We start from the raw sequence: 17,954 nt of genomic DNA on the forward strand, positions 1-17,954 counted from the left end.
CCAATCTTAATTGTTTTTGCCTAATTTTTTGAATGATTTATTTCAACTTTATTACAGATTAAAAAAGTGTATTGTTGTTAATGTATTCTCGTAGTATCCTAAATTTATATGAAACTTTAAAATTGTGAGGTTATATATGAAATTTTTAATGGTCTTTTTAGCATATTTTTTAATGTATATTTTACTGGTACGTATTGGAAAAAGAATTAATAAGATATATCCATACAAAAATCATATTTTTACATGGATGATTTTAATTTTATTAGCATTCTACATAGTTACTAATATTGCTAGTTTTCTAAAATCACTTCTTTAGGCTGTTGGTTTTAAACTACTAAATGAAATGAAACTCATTTTATAGAATATATATTTAAAAAGTTTTTATAAAATTTAAATATTACTATATCATTAAACATTATTTTAAAATAATATGGAGGTGTTAATATGAAAGTATGTATTCTTATGGGAAGCCCTAAGAAAAATGGTAATACTGCTTCTATTTTAGAACCATTTATAGAAGAACTAGAAAACTATAATGCAAATCTTGAAATGTTATGGTTGTATGATTATCAAATAGAACCTTGTATTGCCTGTAAAAAATGTCAAGAAAATTTATCTTCTTTTGGATGTTGTCGTCAAGATGATGTTCATAAAATTTTCAAAAAGGTTCTTATGTGTGATTTAATTATTCTTGCAACTCCAATTTATTCTTGGTATTGCACTTCTCCAATGAAAGCATTGCTCGATAGATTGGTATATGGTATGAATAAATACTATGGTGATGAAAAAGGACCAGCACTATGGTCAGGAAAATCAGTAGCACTTATTACAACTTGTGGATATAGACCTGAAAAAGGAGCTGATATCTGGGAAGATGGTATAAAGCGTTATTGCAAACATTCACAGTTAAAATATATAGGAATGCTTGTTGAACGTGATTTAGGTAAGCCTAATTTTATGGATACAGAAAAAGAAGAACATTCTCGTCAATTTGCAAAACAAATTTATGATATTTTAGAGAATTCATTTAAAGCAGATAACTGTTAAGTACATAATGCTACATGGAAAGTATTGGTAATATAAATAGAGCTTATAATAATTTTAAAATTATATAAGCTCTATTTTTATATGTTTTTATTCTCCAATTGATATATTATTTATGCCACTGTTTTTAACTTCGACAATTGGTTGTCCATTTCCTAAGATATAATCTTTAGACCAACCTTCTGGTAATTTATTCAGACCATTTCCAATCAACTTCAAGTGTAAATTTGATGGTTCTTTTTTCAAGTTTAATTTGAATATGCCATCAAAGGTATCTTTGCTGTCCTTTCCAAACAAACTTATATTGCCACTTATATTTGTAGCTGTTACATTTACAATTCCATTGTTTCCTCTAAACTTTATCTCAGATGATATAGTTTCGGCTGTTACACCTGAAATCCCACTATTAGTATTTATATTAAAAGGATATGTTACACTTTTGTCGATAACTTTCGCAATTCCATCATTGACATCAACTGTAGCTCCCCCCTTAATATTATAAAGTTCTACTGAGCCTCGTTCAACATCTACTTTAAAATTAGAATACACTTTATCTGGAATTCCAATCTTTATTACATTTACTCTCTTATCTTTATTTGCATTTATCATATTATCGCCATTCATATCTTGCAAGTGACCATCTTTCTTCTCTATTGTTTTCTTAGCACTTACAACCAACTTTCCATTTTTTCCATTATTAGAAGCAGTCTCTTCATTCACAGAAAAAGTACAATTTTTTTCATTAGTTACACTTACATAATCAAACTCAAATTTATCAGTATTCGTCTTTTCAACAACTACACCTAAATTATCAGTTTCTATATATACTTCAGAAACTTCATTTCCTTCAATTGAAGTTAAGTGTTTTACAATATTTGGAGTTATATTCATATTATTATATTCCACCATATCTAAACATTGTTTATATATATTGGCATCAATTCCTCCAACTTTTGTTATACTTTTAGCTCCTTTTAAAATACTTTTATTACTTCCATCAGCAACTAAAACAATTGGCTTTTCTTTTGCTAGAGGAGATAGTGTTAATGCATCTACTAATTGATATCCTCTTGTTATGTAAAAGTCAGTTGATTCATTATAAAACTTTTCTATTACTTTTTTATTGGTTTCAAATCTATCATTTCCACCAACTCTAGTTGCATTAGTCTCCCTTACCAAATCCTCATTTATTGCAGATTTGCCACCTATAGCATAAATATTTAATCCTTCAATCTTAAATGGAATTGATTTACCATCTGTAAGTATTATAGCTCCTTTGTTTTTTGCAGCTACAGGTGCTATGCTCATAGCATCAGCCTCTCCTACAAACCCATTTGTCAACATGACATCTTTTACCTTACTAACTTCATTTATTTTTTTTGCTACATTGTAACTAGTTTCAATTCTATTATTTCCACTTATCCTTTCTACTTCAATACCTTTTCTTTTTATATCTTTTTCCACGGAACTTTCAATAGTATTATAACCACCAATTATGTACACTTTTTTTACAACGTTCAAATTCTTGTTATCTAGTCTATTTGAAGTGGCCTTTGGTATTTCATCCTTTTTAGTCAAAAGTATTGGCGCGTTAATAGCCCCAGCTAGTCCACTTGATGAAAGTCCATCAGATAAATTTTTATCTCCATTAACCAATATTACAGTGTCATAAGTCTGCCTATCTGCTATAAGCCCTGCTGTTTCATATCTATCAGTTCCTATTATAGAATCTTCTTTGATTTGTGCACTTGCAGTTAAACTATTAAAAAGAATTAGAGTCAAAGCCAAAGTTGATATACCTATTTTTTTACTGAATTTTTTGAACTTTTTATTCATAATTCCTAATATTTCCCCCTTATTATAATTAATTATTTTTTTAATTTTTATAAATTTACCTCTTTACTTACAAATTATAGCATAATTTTATAATTAAATATCTATTCACCTAAAATTATTTAATATAAAAAAGCTGTATTTCTATTTATTAATTACTTGACTATTAATTAATAAATAGAAATACAGCTTAAAATGTTCGACTTTTTACCAAAGTTATTTAATCCGATTAATAAACTAAAAATTTGCACTCTACCAAATATAAGGTATAATACGATATTTTGTTTTTTGACAATATTCTTTATACCCATCAAGTTCAGCACTAAGCAACTTTTCTTCATCTAATATACGAAACACAACTATTATGCATAAAGGAATTACAGCAATCATTCCCCACCATGAATTCAGTGCTAGAGGTGTAAAAAGTATAATTAATATAGCACCTAGATACATAGGGTGTCGCACAACTGAATATGGTCCATCAGTAATTACTTTTTGATTACTCATAACAACTATAACTTTTGATGTAAAAGAATTGTAGCGAAAAACAAAGAATACAATTATAAATCCAATTAAAATAAGTACATCTGATATTATTGTCAAAATAATTGGAATACTAGACCAAGCAAAGCGGTTGTCTAGAGCTGGTACTCCTAGCAATCCAAATAAGAAAAGAAATCCAGCGATACTTTGACCAAGTATTTGTTGTGGACGTGTTTCCTTTGATTTGATGCGACGTTCAAGTAATACTGGGTCATTAATCATCAGGTAAATTGTAATTATACAAGTTGGAATACAAAAGGCAGTCAGAAATATCCATCCTTGCCAAAAATCAATTGTACCAGTTAAACCAAAAATTAAGCATGCTAAAACTAATATAAAAGCAATAACAGATACACTTGCTAAAATGTATAAAGATTTTATTTTTTCTTGCATTTAAAACCTCCAGCACAGCTTTTTTCTATAAAAGCAATAAACTATATGTAAGATAAATTAAGATAAATATAGAAAACAATTATAAGTTAATAAAAAATTAAGTTCCTTAGACTTTTAAATATATTATAAAATTATTTGCTACCATTGTTTGTTATTGTGGCAATTTGGTAGCAAATTTTATTTCTATCCCATTTTTTAGAATATACTTATATTAAAATATTTTTATTGCATAGTTTGATATTTTTCAATATTTATACAGCTTTTATCATCATCTTGCCACCATCAAATACATACTCAACCATATTATGTTCATATAAATATGTTATATAAGAACGTATTGTACTACCAACTAGAACGTATTGATTAGCATCTAATTTAACATTGTACACATCACACATTTTTTCAATGACTTCATCAATCATAATTGGTTCACAGCAAACCTTTTTAATATTAGATATTATTTCTTCCATCTTGTCTTTATTTACATCAATTAAATCTTGTATACTTGTAGTCTTGACAGAGTGACTTGGAACAAAAAAATCTGCATTAAGAGTTTTCATTTTTTCTAACGTTTTAAATTGTGAATCTATATCTAACAAAAAGAAGAAATGATATTTACTAATTATATTTTCTGGTGTAAGACTGTCTGCAACAAACAAAACATTATCTGGAGTTCTAACACCAATCATTTCAAAATAATGACCAGGAAGAGAAATCGCTTCAAGTTCTGTATCTAAAATTTTTCCATTTGAAGGTATAATATAATCAACTTCACTCTCTTTTGCTAATAAAAATTTATTTTTTAGTGCTTTACTTGGATACCCTCCATACAAAAATGCCGATTCTAATATTGGATTTTCTGTAAAGTATCCTTCTATTTTAGTTGTAGCAATCTTACATTTTGTTTGATTTTTCAAATATGCATTCCCTCCTATATGGTCTGCATTTGAATGAGTGTTTATTATTAATTTAGGATTTAAATTATGCTCCTCTAATAGTCTAAGAATTTGTCTAGCAGTATCTTTGTTATTTCCACTGTCAATTAAAATTGCATTATTTCCATCTACATATACACCTACTATTGTAGGAAGTGGAATATAATATGTATTTCCTTTTATCTTCTCTAAAGTCAGTTTAGCCATTTTATAACCTCCCTTTAAATTTATTTTTAATTATAGCATTAATTTTCAGAAAATTCCAATCAAATTATTTTTATAATATGTTTTTATTTTTTTTATTAAAAATTGGAAAAACTATATAATATATATTATAATCTATATATAAGGAGTGATGTTATTGAAAAAAGATAGAATAACTTTTTCAGAAATTTTAATATTAATTGTAGGCTGTATATTAATGGCAATTTCTCTTAACATGTTTTTTAATCCACATGCAATTGCTGCTGGTGGTATAACAGGTCTTGGAGTTGTTTTAAATTCATTATTTGGTGTACAACTTTGGATTGTCAATTTACTTTTAAATATACCTCTATTCATATTTGCTTACAGAATACTTTCAAAGAAAGATTGTTTTAAAACAGTCTTAGGAATAATTTTTCTTACTATAGCACTTAAAGTTACTGCAAATATGACTACACTAGATATTACAAATGATATGTATCTTGCAATTATATCTGGTTCTATTTTAATGGGAGTTGGTCAAGGCCTTATTTTTAGAATAAATGGCTCTACAGGTGGAACCGATTTGATGGCACTCCTATTGAATAAATATTTCCCTACACTTAGTATTCCTGTTTTGATGGGTATTGTTGACTGTGTTGTAGTAGTACTATCGGGAATAGTAAATAAGCAAGTTGAGATTGCACTTTATTCAACTGTGGCACTATACATTTTAGTAAAGATTAGTGACTTACTTATTGAAGGATTTAATTATTCAAAATCATTTACTATTATATCTGACCTGTCAAAAGATATAAGTAGAAGAATAATGGAAGATTTAGATAGAGGCGCAACTATTCTAAAAGGTGAAGGTGCTTATACTGGAGAAAATAAAAATGTGCTTTTAGTTGTAGTTGAAAAAAAAGAAGTTGTCGAACTAAAAAAATTAGTGAAAAGTGTCGACCCTAATGCGTTTATAATAATTACAGATATACATGAAGCTTTAGGAAATGGATTTAAAAAAATAGAATAATCACAAAAACAAACAGCAAGCATAAATTTCAAATATAAAAAACTTATATTTTTATATTTGAAAATTGTGCTTGCTGTTTTTCATACAATAAACAGTCAAAAAATACACTACTTAGATTTATTTTAAGATTTATCTCATTATTCTAAGTTCACATTATTTATTAGTTTAATATCTATAATTACATTATAATTATCTCCCAACTTTGTATAAATTCCTATGCATATAATCTTATCTGCAAACTAGAAGTTTTTATAATTATTATTCTCCATTATATCATTTATTGATTTTTTTAACAATTAAAGCAAATATAAACTTAAACACCTATGTAATTACTAACTATAAAGTGTTTTAAAATTACACAAGACCTATATTTATAGATTATAAGATATTTATATAAAAATGATTCATAAATATAGCCAAATTGCTCTAAATATGTATATAATAAAAATAATATGATGATTATATTTAACACTGTCAATAAAACTAAAAATATTAAAAGGAGAACTTAAAATGAGTGTTAATTTACAAAAAGGACAAAGAGTAAGTTTAGTAAAAGATGCTAATCCTGTAAAAAATTTAATTGTAGGATTAGGATGGGATATGAACAAATTAGGTAAAAAAAACTATGATTTAGATGCATTTGCAATAGCATTAACTAGTGAAGATAAAATGAAATCATCAAAAGATTTAGTTTATTTTGGACACCTTAAACATCCTTCTAAATCTATCATACATACTGGTGATAACTTAACTGGAAGAGGTGAAGGAGACGATGAACAAATAAATGTCAATTTATGTGATATACCTGAATATGTACATAAAATAGTTTTTGGAGTTTCTATATACAGAGCTAAAAAAAGAAATCAAGATTTTGGCCAGATGAATAATTCTTTTATAAGGCTAGTTGATTCAAATTCTAGACAAGAATTATTTAAATATAACCTTCAAGAAGACTTTTCTGGTAAAGTAACCGTTTTGGCTGGCGAAATTTATCGTAGAAATAACGAATGGAAATTTAATGCCCTAGGAATTGGTCAAAATGAAGAGCTTCATGAATTAACTGATATATATCGTTAATACTAACTATAACAAAAAAATTATAAAAGGAGTTGTTTTAAATGGGTATAACTTTAGCAAAAGGACAAAAAGTAAGTTTAACAAAAACTAACCCAGGTCTTAAGAAAGTAATGGTAGGATTAGGATGGGATACTAATAAATATGATGGTGGTTTTGATTTTGATTTAGATGCTTCTGCATTTTTAACTGGAGCTGATGGTAAGGTAACAAATGATGGGGATTTCATATTCTACAATAATTTAAAACATGCTTCTGGAGCAGTTGAATACATGGGAGATAATAGAACAGGAGTTGGAGATGGTGATGATGAGCAAATAAGCGTTGACTTATCTAAAATACCACAAAACATTGCAAAGATATCATTCACTGTTACTATAAATGAAGCTGTTACAAGAAGACAAAACTTTGGACAAGTTGAAAATTCATATATAAGAATTTATAATGAAGAAACTAGTGAAGAGCTTATCAAATATGAGTTAGGTGAAGATTTTAGTATAGAAACAGCAATAGTGGTTGCAGAGTTATATAAACATAATGAAGAATGGAAATTCAATGCCTTAGGTTCTGGTTTTGAAGATGGGCTTGCAGGATTATGTGGAAATTTTGGTGTTAATATAGGTTAATAAGTAGTTTAAAATAAAAAGGTAGCTACTATTTTAAGTGCTACCTTTCAATCTACTCCTCTTATTCTTGCTGACTTTTTATTCATTCTTCTAATGCTTCCATTTTATCGCCCTTAAATTATTCTTTCTCCTATAGTTTTGAAAGATAATAATAAATATATATCTTATTTCCTGAATATTATATGCTTCTCAATATAATGCATTGTAGTTAGAAACTCACTGAACCATACTTTAATACAAGCCAACTATCCCTATTGTAATTGTTATAGTGGTCTATTGTATTGGTTTGTTTCCATATTGCCTACCTTTCATATATTGGAAAATATAAATAATCTACTGTGTGCATTGTTCGGCTAAGCCAAACAAATACAACTCAATTTTCTCTCATTCTAATACCACCATAAAATATCTTATGTTTTAGGATGATAATTTTCATTCATTTTATTACAATTTATACTATAGTTTTATGTGCTTTGTTAATATTTGTAATATTTTAGACACTCTTTATACTTATGTTACTGATATACTTTGATTAAGAAAAGTAAATATAATATGAGTTGGTGATTATTTATGAAAGATATTTTAAAGAATTCTTTTCGTACTATACTAGGGTTTTGTATTGGTGCGTTAATATGTATATCTTATGAATTTATTTCTAAAAAAGAAATAAGCTTTTATACAATTAGACTATTTATTTTTTTACTTGCTGGAGTGCTTATAGGTACTCTAATACGTATAATATTTTTATATTTAAGACAAAACAGAAAGCATTAATAGAGTATATTATAAAGGAGATAATGATATATGGATTTTTGGAACAATACACTTTTAAGTATAGGAGTAATATTCTCAATAGGAACTACAATAAGATACTTAATTAAAGGTAAAGCTAATTATTGCAAGAAAAAATATTTAGATAAGTTAGAATTGAAATATGGAAATATAGACAGAGAAAAAGCTATTAAACTAGAACTATTTTTTAACTATTTAATAAGTTTAGAATACATAATAATGGGTTTATTAATAAAAAAATTTGATACTGCAATAATATCAGTGATATTAGTATCTATTATAACACTAGTATCTTATTATTTAGTTAGGAAGAAATATATAACTCTATAAGAACCACTAAGATTAATTAAATTAAAAAAAGAACTCCTGTTATTGAGTTCTTTAATACGCCTTTATTGGTATCCTAAATTCTTTTGTTTCCATGTTATCAGCTGATAATACTACTTCTATATAAGCTTCTTTTTTAAGCATAATACAATTTTTAAAATTAAATTGTTCTATTCTAAAATTTATTCCTTTATGAATTGTAGTATTATCTTTTGGGTGCCATCTAAGTTCTTTATTTATCTGTTCAAAATTGTTATTTTCTCCAATATCTACTTCCATATTAATAAATTTCAAACTTAATATGGGGCTTTTTGCAACAATAGTACTTTTATTTTCTATTACAAAATCAACTAAGTTATTACTATGAATTTCAGCATAAATATTAGCTTTATCATCTAACTTATTTGAATCAAGTCTAATATATCCATTACCATTCTCATAATAATCACCCGCCATATTATTCTCATTATTTCTTCTATATTTTAATATCAATTTGGCTTGTTTATTAGATTCCATAAAAGCCATAATTGATATAATTAAGGCTGCTATTGCTGCAAATGATGCAATTACAGAAATTATATTTACATAATTACCAAGAAATTCATTAAACTGATTGAGCATATCTTTTTCTCCTTAAAAACATTACTTTATCTTATTATAGTTGTATAATATTTTTTACATTTACTTTTAATTTATTACACAAACTTCTTATATAAAAAAAGACCATCTATCAAGATGATTCTCTAGACTAAGTATCTATGTTTTTGTTTATACTCTGTAACAGCATCATTTCATGCCTCTTGCTCTCTTATTCCCTTTTCTCTAGCAATTCTCTGTGCTATCTTTCTAACTAATTCAGCATTTTTTAATATTCCTATACTAACCACTTCCTTATCTCTATTTTATATTATACCATACAATAAGGAATAAAGCTAATTCCTATTAAGTTTTGTTGCTCGTTTCATAAGTTCAAAAACTTAATCCCCCTAACATCTTCTTTTAATTTATTATATAAAAAAGACCATCTATCAAGATGACCTTTTGACTTAATCTATTTTTTACCTTTACACCACTTCTTATTGGTATCATCTTTTATGTAAGTTCTAAATATTTCACAACAACCTAAACATAAATCAGAACATTTCTTTGAGACTTTAGAGAAAAATCTTGGATTATTTGCATACCATATTATTATATCTCTATGTTTTACTAATTTTCTATCTTCTAGTAAATTTAGGTTAAATAATAATTTAGGATTATTTTCTCTTAATTCCTGATTATTTACATCTGAAATATTACCTATTGATAAATTATCTTCAAATGATACAATTTTATTATGTGGTATTAACTTTAACTTCATTGCTTCTTTTAATAAATAACAGCATCCTCACACCCTGCCTAGTCAGTTCAATAAGCTAGAGTAATCTCTTAATTCTAGCCTAGTATATATTTAGTTTTGATAGTAAAATTCTTCATTTCCACAATATTATTATCTTACATAATTATCAATAAAAAATCTCAGGATAGTTTCTAAATAGTCTCATTTTCAAGCTTTTCATGAAAAAATGGGTAATTCAAATTCCTTTATTTTGAGATATAACATATTAATAATCTTACTATTGATAACTGAATTATTTAATAATCTTATTTTTTCTACTTCTATAGTTCATAGCATTTTGATTTCTTTACTTAAATTTTCATCCATAATCCATATCTCCTTTTCCTTTTGAATAATTTATTTCAATTTATTTACAGTTCTGCAAAATTGATTGCTATTATTAACAACTCATATTACTCTAGAGTTATACTAATTTATGAGGTAATTATTTATGGACTATTATCCTATGTTAAAGTATTTAATAACTTTTTTAATTGCGATTTTTGTTTTCATTCTGATAAATTCCATTTGTCAAAAGATAGAAAAAAGTTTCAAATTAAATGGATTTAAAAAGTTTCTTTTTTATTTATTTACATATTTCATTGGTTATTCAATTATTAGGTATTTAGATTATTTTTTTACAATTTATAGTTAATATTAGGAGAATAAATTTATGACTGTCTTTTCTTATTTGCAAGAATCAAACACATTTATCATTCTGTCTATAATTTTAGGAATACTTATGACAATCAATGATAATAAAAAACAACTATTAAAATTTAAAATACTGAATTATTGTTTTTTTATATGTATGAGTATCTCTTATATTTTTTCTTTTTTAGTCTTTTTTAAAGACTTTAGTTCAAACATATTAGAAATTATTGCTCATATTTTGTCTATAATACTATTAATCGCTTGTAATAGAGTTTCGACTAAAAATACTTTAAATACTAGTCTTTACACTTTACTAGCATTTTGGTTTAGTCCTCTATTTGCAATAATATTATTATTTTGGATACACAAACCTCACAAATATCTTAACAATTAAGTTTCTTATTTTTAGAAGGTAAAAAATATAATAAAATTTCTCTCAACACTTGTAATTACAATTCTTTTATATTATAATTCTTTAAATTAAATATTTAAAGTTATACTTTAAAATTATTTAACTATCTAGGAGGAAAACATGTATCTTAAATATCTGCAAACTTTTAAGACTATTGTTGAAGAAGGTAGCTTTTCAAAAACGGCAGACAAACTGAATTACACACAATCAACAATTAAAAATACCATTTATAATAGATGAGAAAAACTGCATTTTTAGACAGATATTTGAGACATATTTACGAGAAAAGGATATTACTTTAGACCATACAATTGAACTTTGGAGTATACCAACAATTAAAAATTTAGTAAAAAATGATATGGGTATATCTTATCTCCCCACATTTACAATAGAAAGTGAAATTAAATCAGGAGATTTATGTGAAATTAAAACAGATTTAAGTAGTAAAACTATCACAGCTGTCTGTGCACATCACAAAAATAAATGGATTAGCCCTCTTATGCAGTTATTTATTTAGTTAGTTGCTGCAAATTAAAAATAGTAAAACAATAAATATGACATAATAACCACTCAACTTCTAAATTCAAAACTTTGTAGTTATGAATATACTTTAGATATGAAAAAGAAGGTAACAACTATACTTAGTTGCTACCTCCTAATCTTTTTTCTCATTTCTTTTTTCCCAAACTCTACTGAAATATCAAAAAATGATGCTATATTCTCAGTAAAAAACTTATTTTTATGATATGCAATATCAAATGTCCTGCATAAGTCAATGCCTTCAATATCACAAGACCATAAAAGATTTTTCTTTACGTAATCTTCAACAAGAAGTTCAGATATAACAGCAATACCAAAATTATCTGTAACTGCTCTTAGAATAGCTTCAGAGTTATAACATGACCATCTAATATTCATTGGTATTTTTAATTCTTTCAATTGATTTTCTAATTGCGCTCTTGTTCCACTTCCCAGTTCACGCATAATTAATGGCTGGTTTGAAAGTTCTGAAACTTTTACTGAATCTCGATTGTAAAATTTATGCTTATTGGAACATACAAGTACAAGGTGGTCCTTAATAATGCTTTTTATCACAATATCTGGATGATTAATCTTTCCTTCTACAATTGCAATATCTAATTCACTATTAAGTAATTTTTTTACAATTAGACTTGTATCTTCAACAAACACTTCAGGTTCCACTAAAGGGTTTCTTTTATATAACTCTAATATTATTGGGCTTATCACACAAGTACCAACAGTTACTGTTGCTCCAACTCTTATTCTAATATTTTTAGCACAATGTTTCATACAATCAATCATCTCTTCATTTATAGATAAAAGATGCTTTCCATATCCTAGAAGCTTTTTTCCTGCTTCAGTTAGGTATAGTTTTTTTGAAATTCTATCAAATAATTTAACTCCATACTCTCTTTCTATTTCCGAAATAGCTTGACTAACTGACGACTGTGTAATATACATATTTCTTGCAACTTCACTCATTTTGCCACATTCAGCAACCCTTACAAATATCTCAAGGCTACGAATAGTCATATTATCACGACCTTACCAAATATTAGTAAATACTTATGATTTTATTAACATTTTAGTATTTTACAAATACATTGTCAAGAACTATAATTTTAGCATAGAGTTATAAAAAGGATTGGAGTGTGATATTGTGAAAGTATTAATTATAGGTGGAGTTGCTGCTGGAACAAAAACTGCTGCAAAAATAAAACGTGAAATGGGTGACAATTGTTCTGTTACAATCCTCAATAAAGGCGAACATATTTCTTATGCAGGCTGTGGCTTACCATATTATGTTGGTAAGGTTATTGAAGATAAATCATCTCTAATTGTAAATACACCTGAGAGCTTTTCTAAACTAACAGGAGCAGAAGTTCGATGTGGAGTTGAAGTTACATCTATTGATAGAAAATCAAAACAAGTAGTTTTGAAAAGAATTTCAACAGGAGAAGAAGAAACTATTAGTTATGATAAACTTGTAATTGCCACAGGAGCAGACCCAATAAAACCACCAATACCTGGAATCGATTTATCTGGAGTATTCTTCATGCGTACTCCAAATGATGCAATAGCATTAAGAGATACTGTCGAAAATGGAGTCAAGAGAGCTGTTGTCATTGGTGGAGGCTTTATTGGTCTTGAAATTGCTGAAAATCTTTCTGCTATGGGTATACGTGTAAGTGTTATTGACATGGCCGAACATGTTATGCCTGGATTTGATACCGATTTCGCTGAATATGTTGAAAATCACCTAGCTGATAAAGGTATTATGATTTTCACAGGCGACCAAGTTATAGGAATTGAAGGTGAAAATAAAGTAGAAAAACTTCGTACCAAAAATAGAGTTATTAAAACAGATTTAGTGGTTATGTCAGTTGGAATTCATCCTAATACAGCCTTTTTAAATGATACAGATTTAGAATTTGCTCCAAACAAAACACTTATAGCTGATGAATTTATGCTTACAGCTGATGAAAATATATATGTAGTTGGAGATTGTGCTTGTGTAAAAAATGCTTTGACAAATAAACCTACATGGTCACCTATGGGTTCATCTGCAAATCATGAAGGTAGAATTTGTGCTCAAAATATAGCTGGAAAATCTAAAACTTATAAAGGAGTTCTTGGAACAACTGTAGTCAAATTGCCAGAACTTAATGTAGGAAAAACAGGTTTAAGTAAAGAGTCAGCTAAAAAAGAAGGTTATGATGTTTGTTCTGTTACTATAGCTACTGATGATAAGGCTCACTATTATCCTGATGCATCTAATTTTATAATAAGAATGGTTGCTGAAAAACATACTAGAAAGTTATTAGGTGTTCAAGTTATGGGCCCTGGTGCAACTGATAAGATAGTAGATATAGCTGCCACTGCAATAACTTTGGGAGCAGACCTTTATTCATTAGAAAGTATGGACCTTGCATATGCACCACCTTTCTCAACAGCTATTCATCCTTTTGTAGTGGCAGTAAACGTGTTACAAAATAAACTTGATGGAGAACTCGATAGTGTTTTACTTGATGAAATTGAAGATTTTGATAGCTGGACTAAACTTGATGTTTCAAAAGCCCCTTCTATTCCTAACCTACGTTATTTACCTGTTGGTGAAATTAATGGAGAAATTGAAGGTCTTTCTAAAGATGAAAAGATTCTTCTTCTATGTGCAAAAGGTAAAAACAGCTACATGGCTCAAAATCGTTTAAGACGATTTGGTTATACAAATACAAAAGTCCTTGAAGGTGGAATACTATTTTATCCAAATCTTAAAGCAATGGAGGATTAATTATGAATAAGATTACAACAGAACAAAAAAAGGAATTAAAAGGTAGAGGCTTTTTACCAAGTAGAGATGGAGAACATTTTGCTGCACGTATAATAACTGTAAATGGAGTAATCAATACCTCACAAACGAAAAAGATTGCTGAGGCTGCTGAAAAATTTGGAAATGGTCAAGTAGCATTTACTACTAGATTAACAGTAGAATTACCTGGTGTAAAATTTGAAGATATTGAAGCTTTAAGTGAATTCATTGCCAGTGAAAATTTAATCACAGGTGGAACAGGTTCAAGAGTTCGTCCTGTTGTAGCATGTAAGGGAACTGTTTGTGTTCATGGATTGATTGATACACAAGCACTAGCTGCTGAAATTCATCAAGAATTTTATAAAGGATGGTACGATGTAAAGTTACCTCATAAATTTAAAATCGGTGTTGGTGGATGCCCTAATAATTGTATTAAACCTGACTTAAATGACCTTGGAATTGTTGGTCAACGTGTACCTGATTATGACCCTGAAATATGTGTTGGATGCAAAAAATGTTCTGTTATGGAAGTCTGTCCTGTCAAAGCCGCTAAATTAACAAATAAAGGAAAGCTTGAAATAGATAATAATTTGTGCAATAACTGTGGTAAATGTATAGAAAGTTGTAATTTTGATAGTATTGAAGAAAAAGAATCTGGCTACAAAATATACATAGGAGGAAAATGGGGCAAATCTGTTCGCCCTGGAACACAAATTGATAAACTATTTTCAAAAGAAGAACTTATGACTTTAATTGAAAAAACTCTTCTTTTATTTAGAGAACAAGGTAAAACAGGTGAACGCTTTGGAATTACGATTGATCGAATTGGTGTTGATAAATTTATAGAAATGCTTTTATCAGATTCTGTATTGGAAAGAAAGCAAGCTATACTTGATGCTCCTTTACATCTTAAAGGTGGAGCTCAGTGTTAATAAGAGTATTTTTAATTTAAATTTTAAGAGTATATTTAGCGTATATAAATAATCTATATAAAAATAATATAGTAATTATATACCAGATAGATATAGACACAAAGGATTTATAAAGATAAATTTTTAATGCATCTTTATAAATCCTTTCTTTATCAAAACTGTATACTTATTTTATTCTAATTATATATCAACACTCTTTTTAATATTTATTAAGATAATTTTATATATAAACCATGATACAATAAAAAGACCTAGATATTAATCCAAGCCTTTTAGTATTAAATTAATTTTGAATTGTATTAATTGAAAAGTTTACTATACCACTATTTCCATTTTCATTTACAACCAAATACCAAGTTCCTGTATTAGGAACTTTCATTCTACATAGAGTTTTCTTAGCAAATCCACCATAATAATCATAGTTTCTTTGATTTTTAAATTTAACATAATTTATATGATCTAATAATATCACATTAGCTTGTTTCTCCAAGTTTACTTCTACAATATCCCCTTTTTGCAGATGCATCTTACTATAACTATATTCCATTTAATTAACCCTCCACAATTGAATAACTTTTCTTATTTATTACATATTAGTCCTCTATATCTGAAAATTTATTTAAAATATCATAAATACTATATAATTACATGATTAACCAGCTCTAACCTTATCTACTACAACCCAAAGTCTATTTAAAATATTATTAGCAACAACTTTTCCATCCCATGTTACTTTTTCATCCTTATTTTCTAACAAAGCATAATACCCAGAGTCAGAACTTTCATCTTTATAGATTGTAACATAAAATTCTTCATCACTATATTCAGGTCTATCTTTAAAGTCTTCAGATATTTTACATTTTATTATATATCCTTCTAATTCTTCCTCTATAAACAAATTAATTCCTCCAATCTCTATATTTTTACTAATTATACCATATTATGTCATAATCTATGTATTTTATAGGAAATTTCTATTTTTTCTTTATTTTATAAAAGTATTATATAATTTTATACTTTTTTACTTTATATTATATTCATTAATTCTTTTATTTTCTTATATATTTCTTTATAATTAATATATTTTTTTATTAGTTTCTACAATCTTATAGACATAATTATATCTACTCTCTTTATGTTAAATAATTTATTTTTATTTAGCATAGTATATTTTTTCTTGTCAATTAATATTTTCTATATTAAATTATATTGGCCAAAATATAATCAAATTGATTTAAAAATTATATTAAAAGAAAATACTATTTATCTAATAAAAAATAGCACTCCCCTAAATGGGAAATGCTCATTTTTCAAGATTATTTTTGATCTTCTAGTATATCATTTAAGGCATCATATGTGAAATTTATTATTTCACCACAGCTTACTTTATTTTTTTTCAATGAAGCACATATTTCTGTACTGTATTTAGCCCTTACTTTATTCATTAATTCTCTTGAATACTTTCTTGCCATATTTTCATCTAAGTTATTATTTCGTCCATTTAAATATCCTATTATAACAACTGCTGCATTTACAGCTCCACAGACACTCCCTACAGTAATTCCAACTCCCATACCACTTCCTATTGAAATTGGTATGTCTGTCTCATGTTCTTCATTATAAGATTTTATTAATGCTTCTGCACAAGTGTATCCTTGGCTATGATATATTGATGGTCTTGTCATTTTTATACTTCCTTTCAATTTTTATTTTAAGTTTACGTGTTCTCATAGTGTCTAAATAAAATATTATTAACCTTTTTATATAATATTTATTATGACTATAAACTTAGAATTGTATTTACTTCAAAAAATTCATAATTTTATTCATTTGATTGTCTAATACTTCAAATATTACAAAACAATGTTTAACAAAAAACTACAATAAGTTACAACTAAACTAAAAACAACATTTATACTCAGTTCAATACTTATGATACTTTTTTATTTGTAGAAACATCTTTGTTATATCTTAATATTATATCCTAAATTTACTTTGATTTCTGTGACTTAGTCACATACTCTATATTTATACCTCATTAAGATTTAATTTAATAAGAAATACGCTTATAAAAACATATAATTTTTATTCTCAGATTTTATGGGAAGGATATATCAAAGTTATTCTTTAAACTAAATACCTATACTTTTGTTTATATACACTAACAGCATCATTCCATGCTTCTTGTTCCTTTATGCCCTTTTCCTTAGCTATTTTTTGTGCTAATTTTCTTATTAATGTAGCACATTCCAGTATTCCAATATTAGATATTTTATCTCTATCAACTCTATATAACATATAAATTTATCTCCTTTAAACTTTTATACAAATTAATTTAATTTTTAATCTTACTTAATGCTTATCTTTGTAGTAATTTTAAACTTTATATATGTAATATATGTGAAGTACATTAGAATAAATTTAGAATTTAAACAAAAGTAATCTTATAAATATTACTTTTTAA

General features: G+C 26.8%; 18 protein-coding genes and 1 pseudogene. 9 read left to right on the forward strand and 10 right to left on the reverse strand.

What is annotated here, in order from left to right; all coding sequences use genetic code 11:
• The first annotated feature begins 444 nt into the window (after positions 1–444).
• The gene (locus IC174_RS13430; RefSeq protein ID WP_227483126.1) at positions 445–1,047 is read left to right on the forward strand and encodes a flavodoxin family protein; all 603 of its coding nucleotides are present in this window, start codon (positions 445–447) and stop codon (positions 1,045–1,047) included.
• 87 nt (positions 1,048–1,134) lie between these two features.
• On the opposite strand, the gene IC174_RS13435 is transcribed toward IC174_RS13430, so the two are convergent.
• The 3 genes from IC174_RS13435 to IC174_RS13445 form a co-directional block, all read right to left on the reverse strand.
• Positions 1,135–2,880: a cell wall-binding repeat-containing protein gene (locus IC174_RS13435; protein WP_227483127.1), complete on the reverse strand. Its 1,746-nt coding sequence runs from the start codon at positions 2,878–2,880 to the stop codon at positions 1,135–1,137.
• Between the two features lie 249 nt (positions 2,881–3,129).
• Positions 3,130–3,813 carry a methyltransferase family protein gene (locus tag IC174_RS13440; RefSeq protein WP_227483128.1) on the reverse strand — a complete coding sequence of 228 codons (684 nt, stop codon included), beginning with the start codon at positions 3,811–3,813 and terminating at the stop codon, positions 3,130–3,132.
• Positions 3,814–4,064: 251 nt separating this feature from the next.
• Entirely contained in the window at positions 4,065–4,955 is an 891-nt protein-coding gene (locus IC174_RS13445) for an MBL fold metallo-hydrolase (RefSeq protein WP_227435999.1), read from the reverse strand.
• Positions 4,956–5,103: 148 nt separating this feature from the next.
• On the opposite strand from IC174_RS13445, the gene IC174_RS13450 reads away from it, so the two are divergent.
• From IC174_RS13450 to IC174_RS13465, 4 genes are all read left to right on the forward strand, one after another.
• Complete coding sequence (locus IC174_RS13450; RefSeq protein ID WP_227483129.1) at positions 5,104–5,964, forward strand: YitT family protein; 861 nt, start codon at positions 5,104–5,106, stop codon at positions 5,962–5,964.
• A 510-nt stretch (positions 5,965–6,474) separates the two neighbouring features.
• Positions 6,475–7,041, forward strand: a complete 567-nt coding sequence (locus IC174_RS13455; RefSeq protein WP_227435995.1) for a TerD family protein — start codon at positions 6,475–6,477, stop codon at positions 7,039–7,041.
• A gap of 41 nt (positions 7,042–7,082) precedes the next feature.
• A complete protein-coding gene (locus IC174_RS13460; RefSeq protein WP_227435993.1) occupies positions 7,083–7,664 on the forward strand; it encodes a TerD family protein in 582 nt (193 codons plus the stop codon).
• An 804-nt stretch (positions 7,665–8,468) separates the two neighbouring features.
• Complete coding sequence (locus IC174_RS13465) at positions 8,469–8,786, forward strand: hypothetical protein (RefSeq protein WP_227435991.1); 318 nt, start codon at positions 8,469–8,471, stop codon at positions 8,784–8,786.
• Between the two features lie 51 nt (positions 8,787–8,837).
• Here IC174_RS13465 and IC174_RS13470 read toward each other — a convergent pair whose 3' ends face one another.
• Both IC174_RS13470 and IC174_RS13475 read right to left on the reverse strand, forming a co-directional pair.
• Complete coding sequence (locus IC174_RS13470) at positions 8,838–9,404, reverse strand: hypothetical protein (protein ID WP_227435989.1); 567 nt, start codon at positions 9,402–9,404, stop codon at positions 8,838–8,840.
• 430 nt (positions 9,405–9,834) lie between these two features.
• Positions 9,835–10,146: pseudogene (locus IC174_RS13475) on the reverse strand (DUF1835 domain-containing protein); the annotation flags it as partial.
• A gap of 1,201 nt (positions 10,147–11,347) precedes the next feature.
• Between IC174_RS13475 and IC174_RS21420 the strand changes: the two are divergent.
• Together IC174_RS21420 and IC174_RS13485 are read left to right on the forward strand one after the other, a co-directional pair.
• Entirely contained in the window at positions 11,348–11,467 is a 120-nt protein-coding gene (locus IC174_RS21420) for a helix-turn-helix domain-containing protein (RefSeq protein ID WP_227483130.1), read from the forward strand.
• Entirely contained in the window at positions 11,460–11,744 is a 285-nt protein-coding gene (locus tag IC174_RS13485) for a LysR family transcriptional regulator substrate-binding protein (RefSeq protein ID WP_227483261.1), read from the forward strand. Before IC174_RS21420 ends, IC174_RS13485 begins: the two co-directional genes overlap by 8 nt.
• 131 nt (positions 11,745–11,875) lie before the next feature.
• Here IC174_RS13485 and IC174_RS13490 read toward each other — a convergent pair whose 3' ends face one another.
• Positions 11,876–12,781, reverse strand: a complete 906-nt coding sequence (locus IC174_RS13490; protein ID WP_227435985.1) for a LysR family transcriptional regulator — start codon at positions 12,779–12,781, stop codon at positions 11,876–11,878.
• 127 nt (positions 12,782–12,908) lie between these two features.
• Between IC174_RS13490 and IC174_RS13495 the strand changes: the two genes are divergently transcribed.
• Both IC174_RS13495 and IC174_RS13500 read left to right on the forward strand, forming a co-directional pair.
• Complete coding sequence (locus IC174_RS13495) at positions 12,909–14,540, forward strand: FAD-dependent oxidoreductase (protein WP_227483131.1); 1,632 nt, start codon at positions 12,909–12,911, stop codon at positions 14,538–14,540.
• Positions 14,541–14,542: 2 nt separating this feature from the next.
• Positions 14,543–15,490 (forward strand): 4Fe-4S dicluster domain-containing protein, encoded by a 948-nt coding sequence (locus IC174_RS13500; protein WP_227483132.1) that lies wholly within the window; start codon positions 14,543–14,545, stop codon positions 15,488–15,490.
• A gap of 283 nt (positions 15,491–15,773) precedes the next feature.
• On the opposite strand, the gene IC174_RS13505 is transcribed toward IC174_RS13500, so the two are convergent.
• The 4 genes from IC174_RS13505 to IC174_RS13520 form a co-directional block, all read right to left on the reverse strand.
• A complete protein-coding gene (locus IC174_RS13505) occupies positions 15,774–16,037 on the reverse strand; it encodes a DUF1883 domain-containing protein (protein ID WP_227435979.1) in 264 nt (87 codons plus the stop codon).
• A gap of 105 nt (positions 16,038–16,142) precedes the next feature.
• Entirely contained in the window at positions 16,143–16,388 is a 246-nt protein-coding gene (locus IC174_RS13510) for a hypothetical protein (protein ID WP_227435977.1), read from the reverse strand.
• 418 nt (positions 16,389–16,806) lie between these two features.
• Positions 16,807–17,175, reverse strand: coding sequence for a C-GCAxxG-C-C family (seleno)protein (locus IC174_RS13515; protein ID WP_227435975.1), 369 nt, complete (start codon positions 17,173–17,175; stop codon positions 16,807–16,809).
• 442 nt (positions 17,176–17,617) lie between these two features.
• A complete protein-coding gene (locus tag IC174_RS13520; RefSeq protein WP_227435972.1) occupies positions 17,618–17,788 on the reverse strand; it encodes a hypothetical protein in 171 nt (56 codons plus the stop codon).
• Positions 17,789–17,954: the final 166 nt, after the last annotated feature.

It is taken from the genome of Clostridioides sp. ES-S-0001-03 (assembly GCF_020676075.1).
GTDB lineage: Bacteria > Bacillota > Clostridia > Peptostreptococcales > Peptostreptococcaceae > Clostridioides.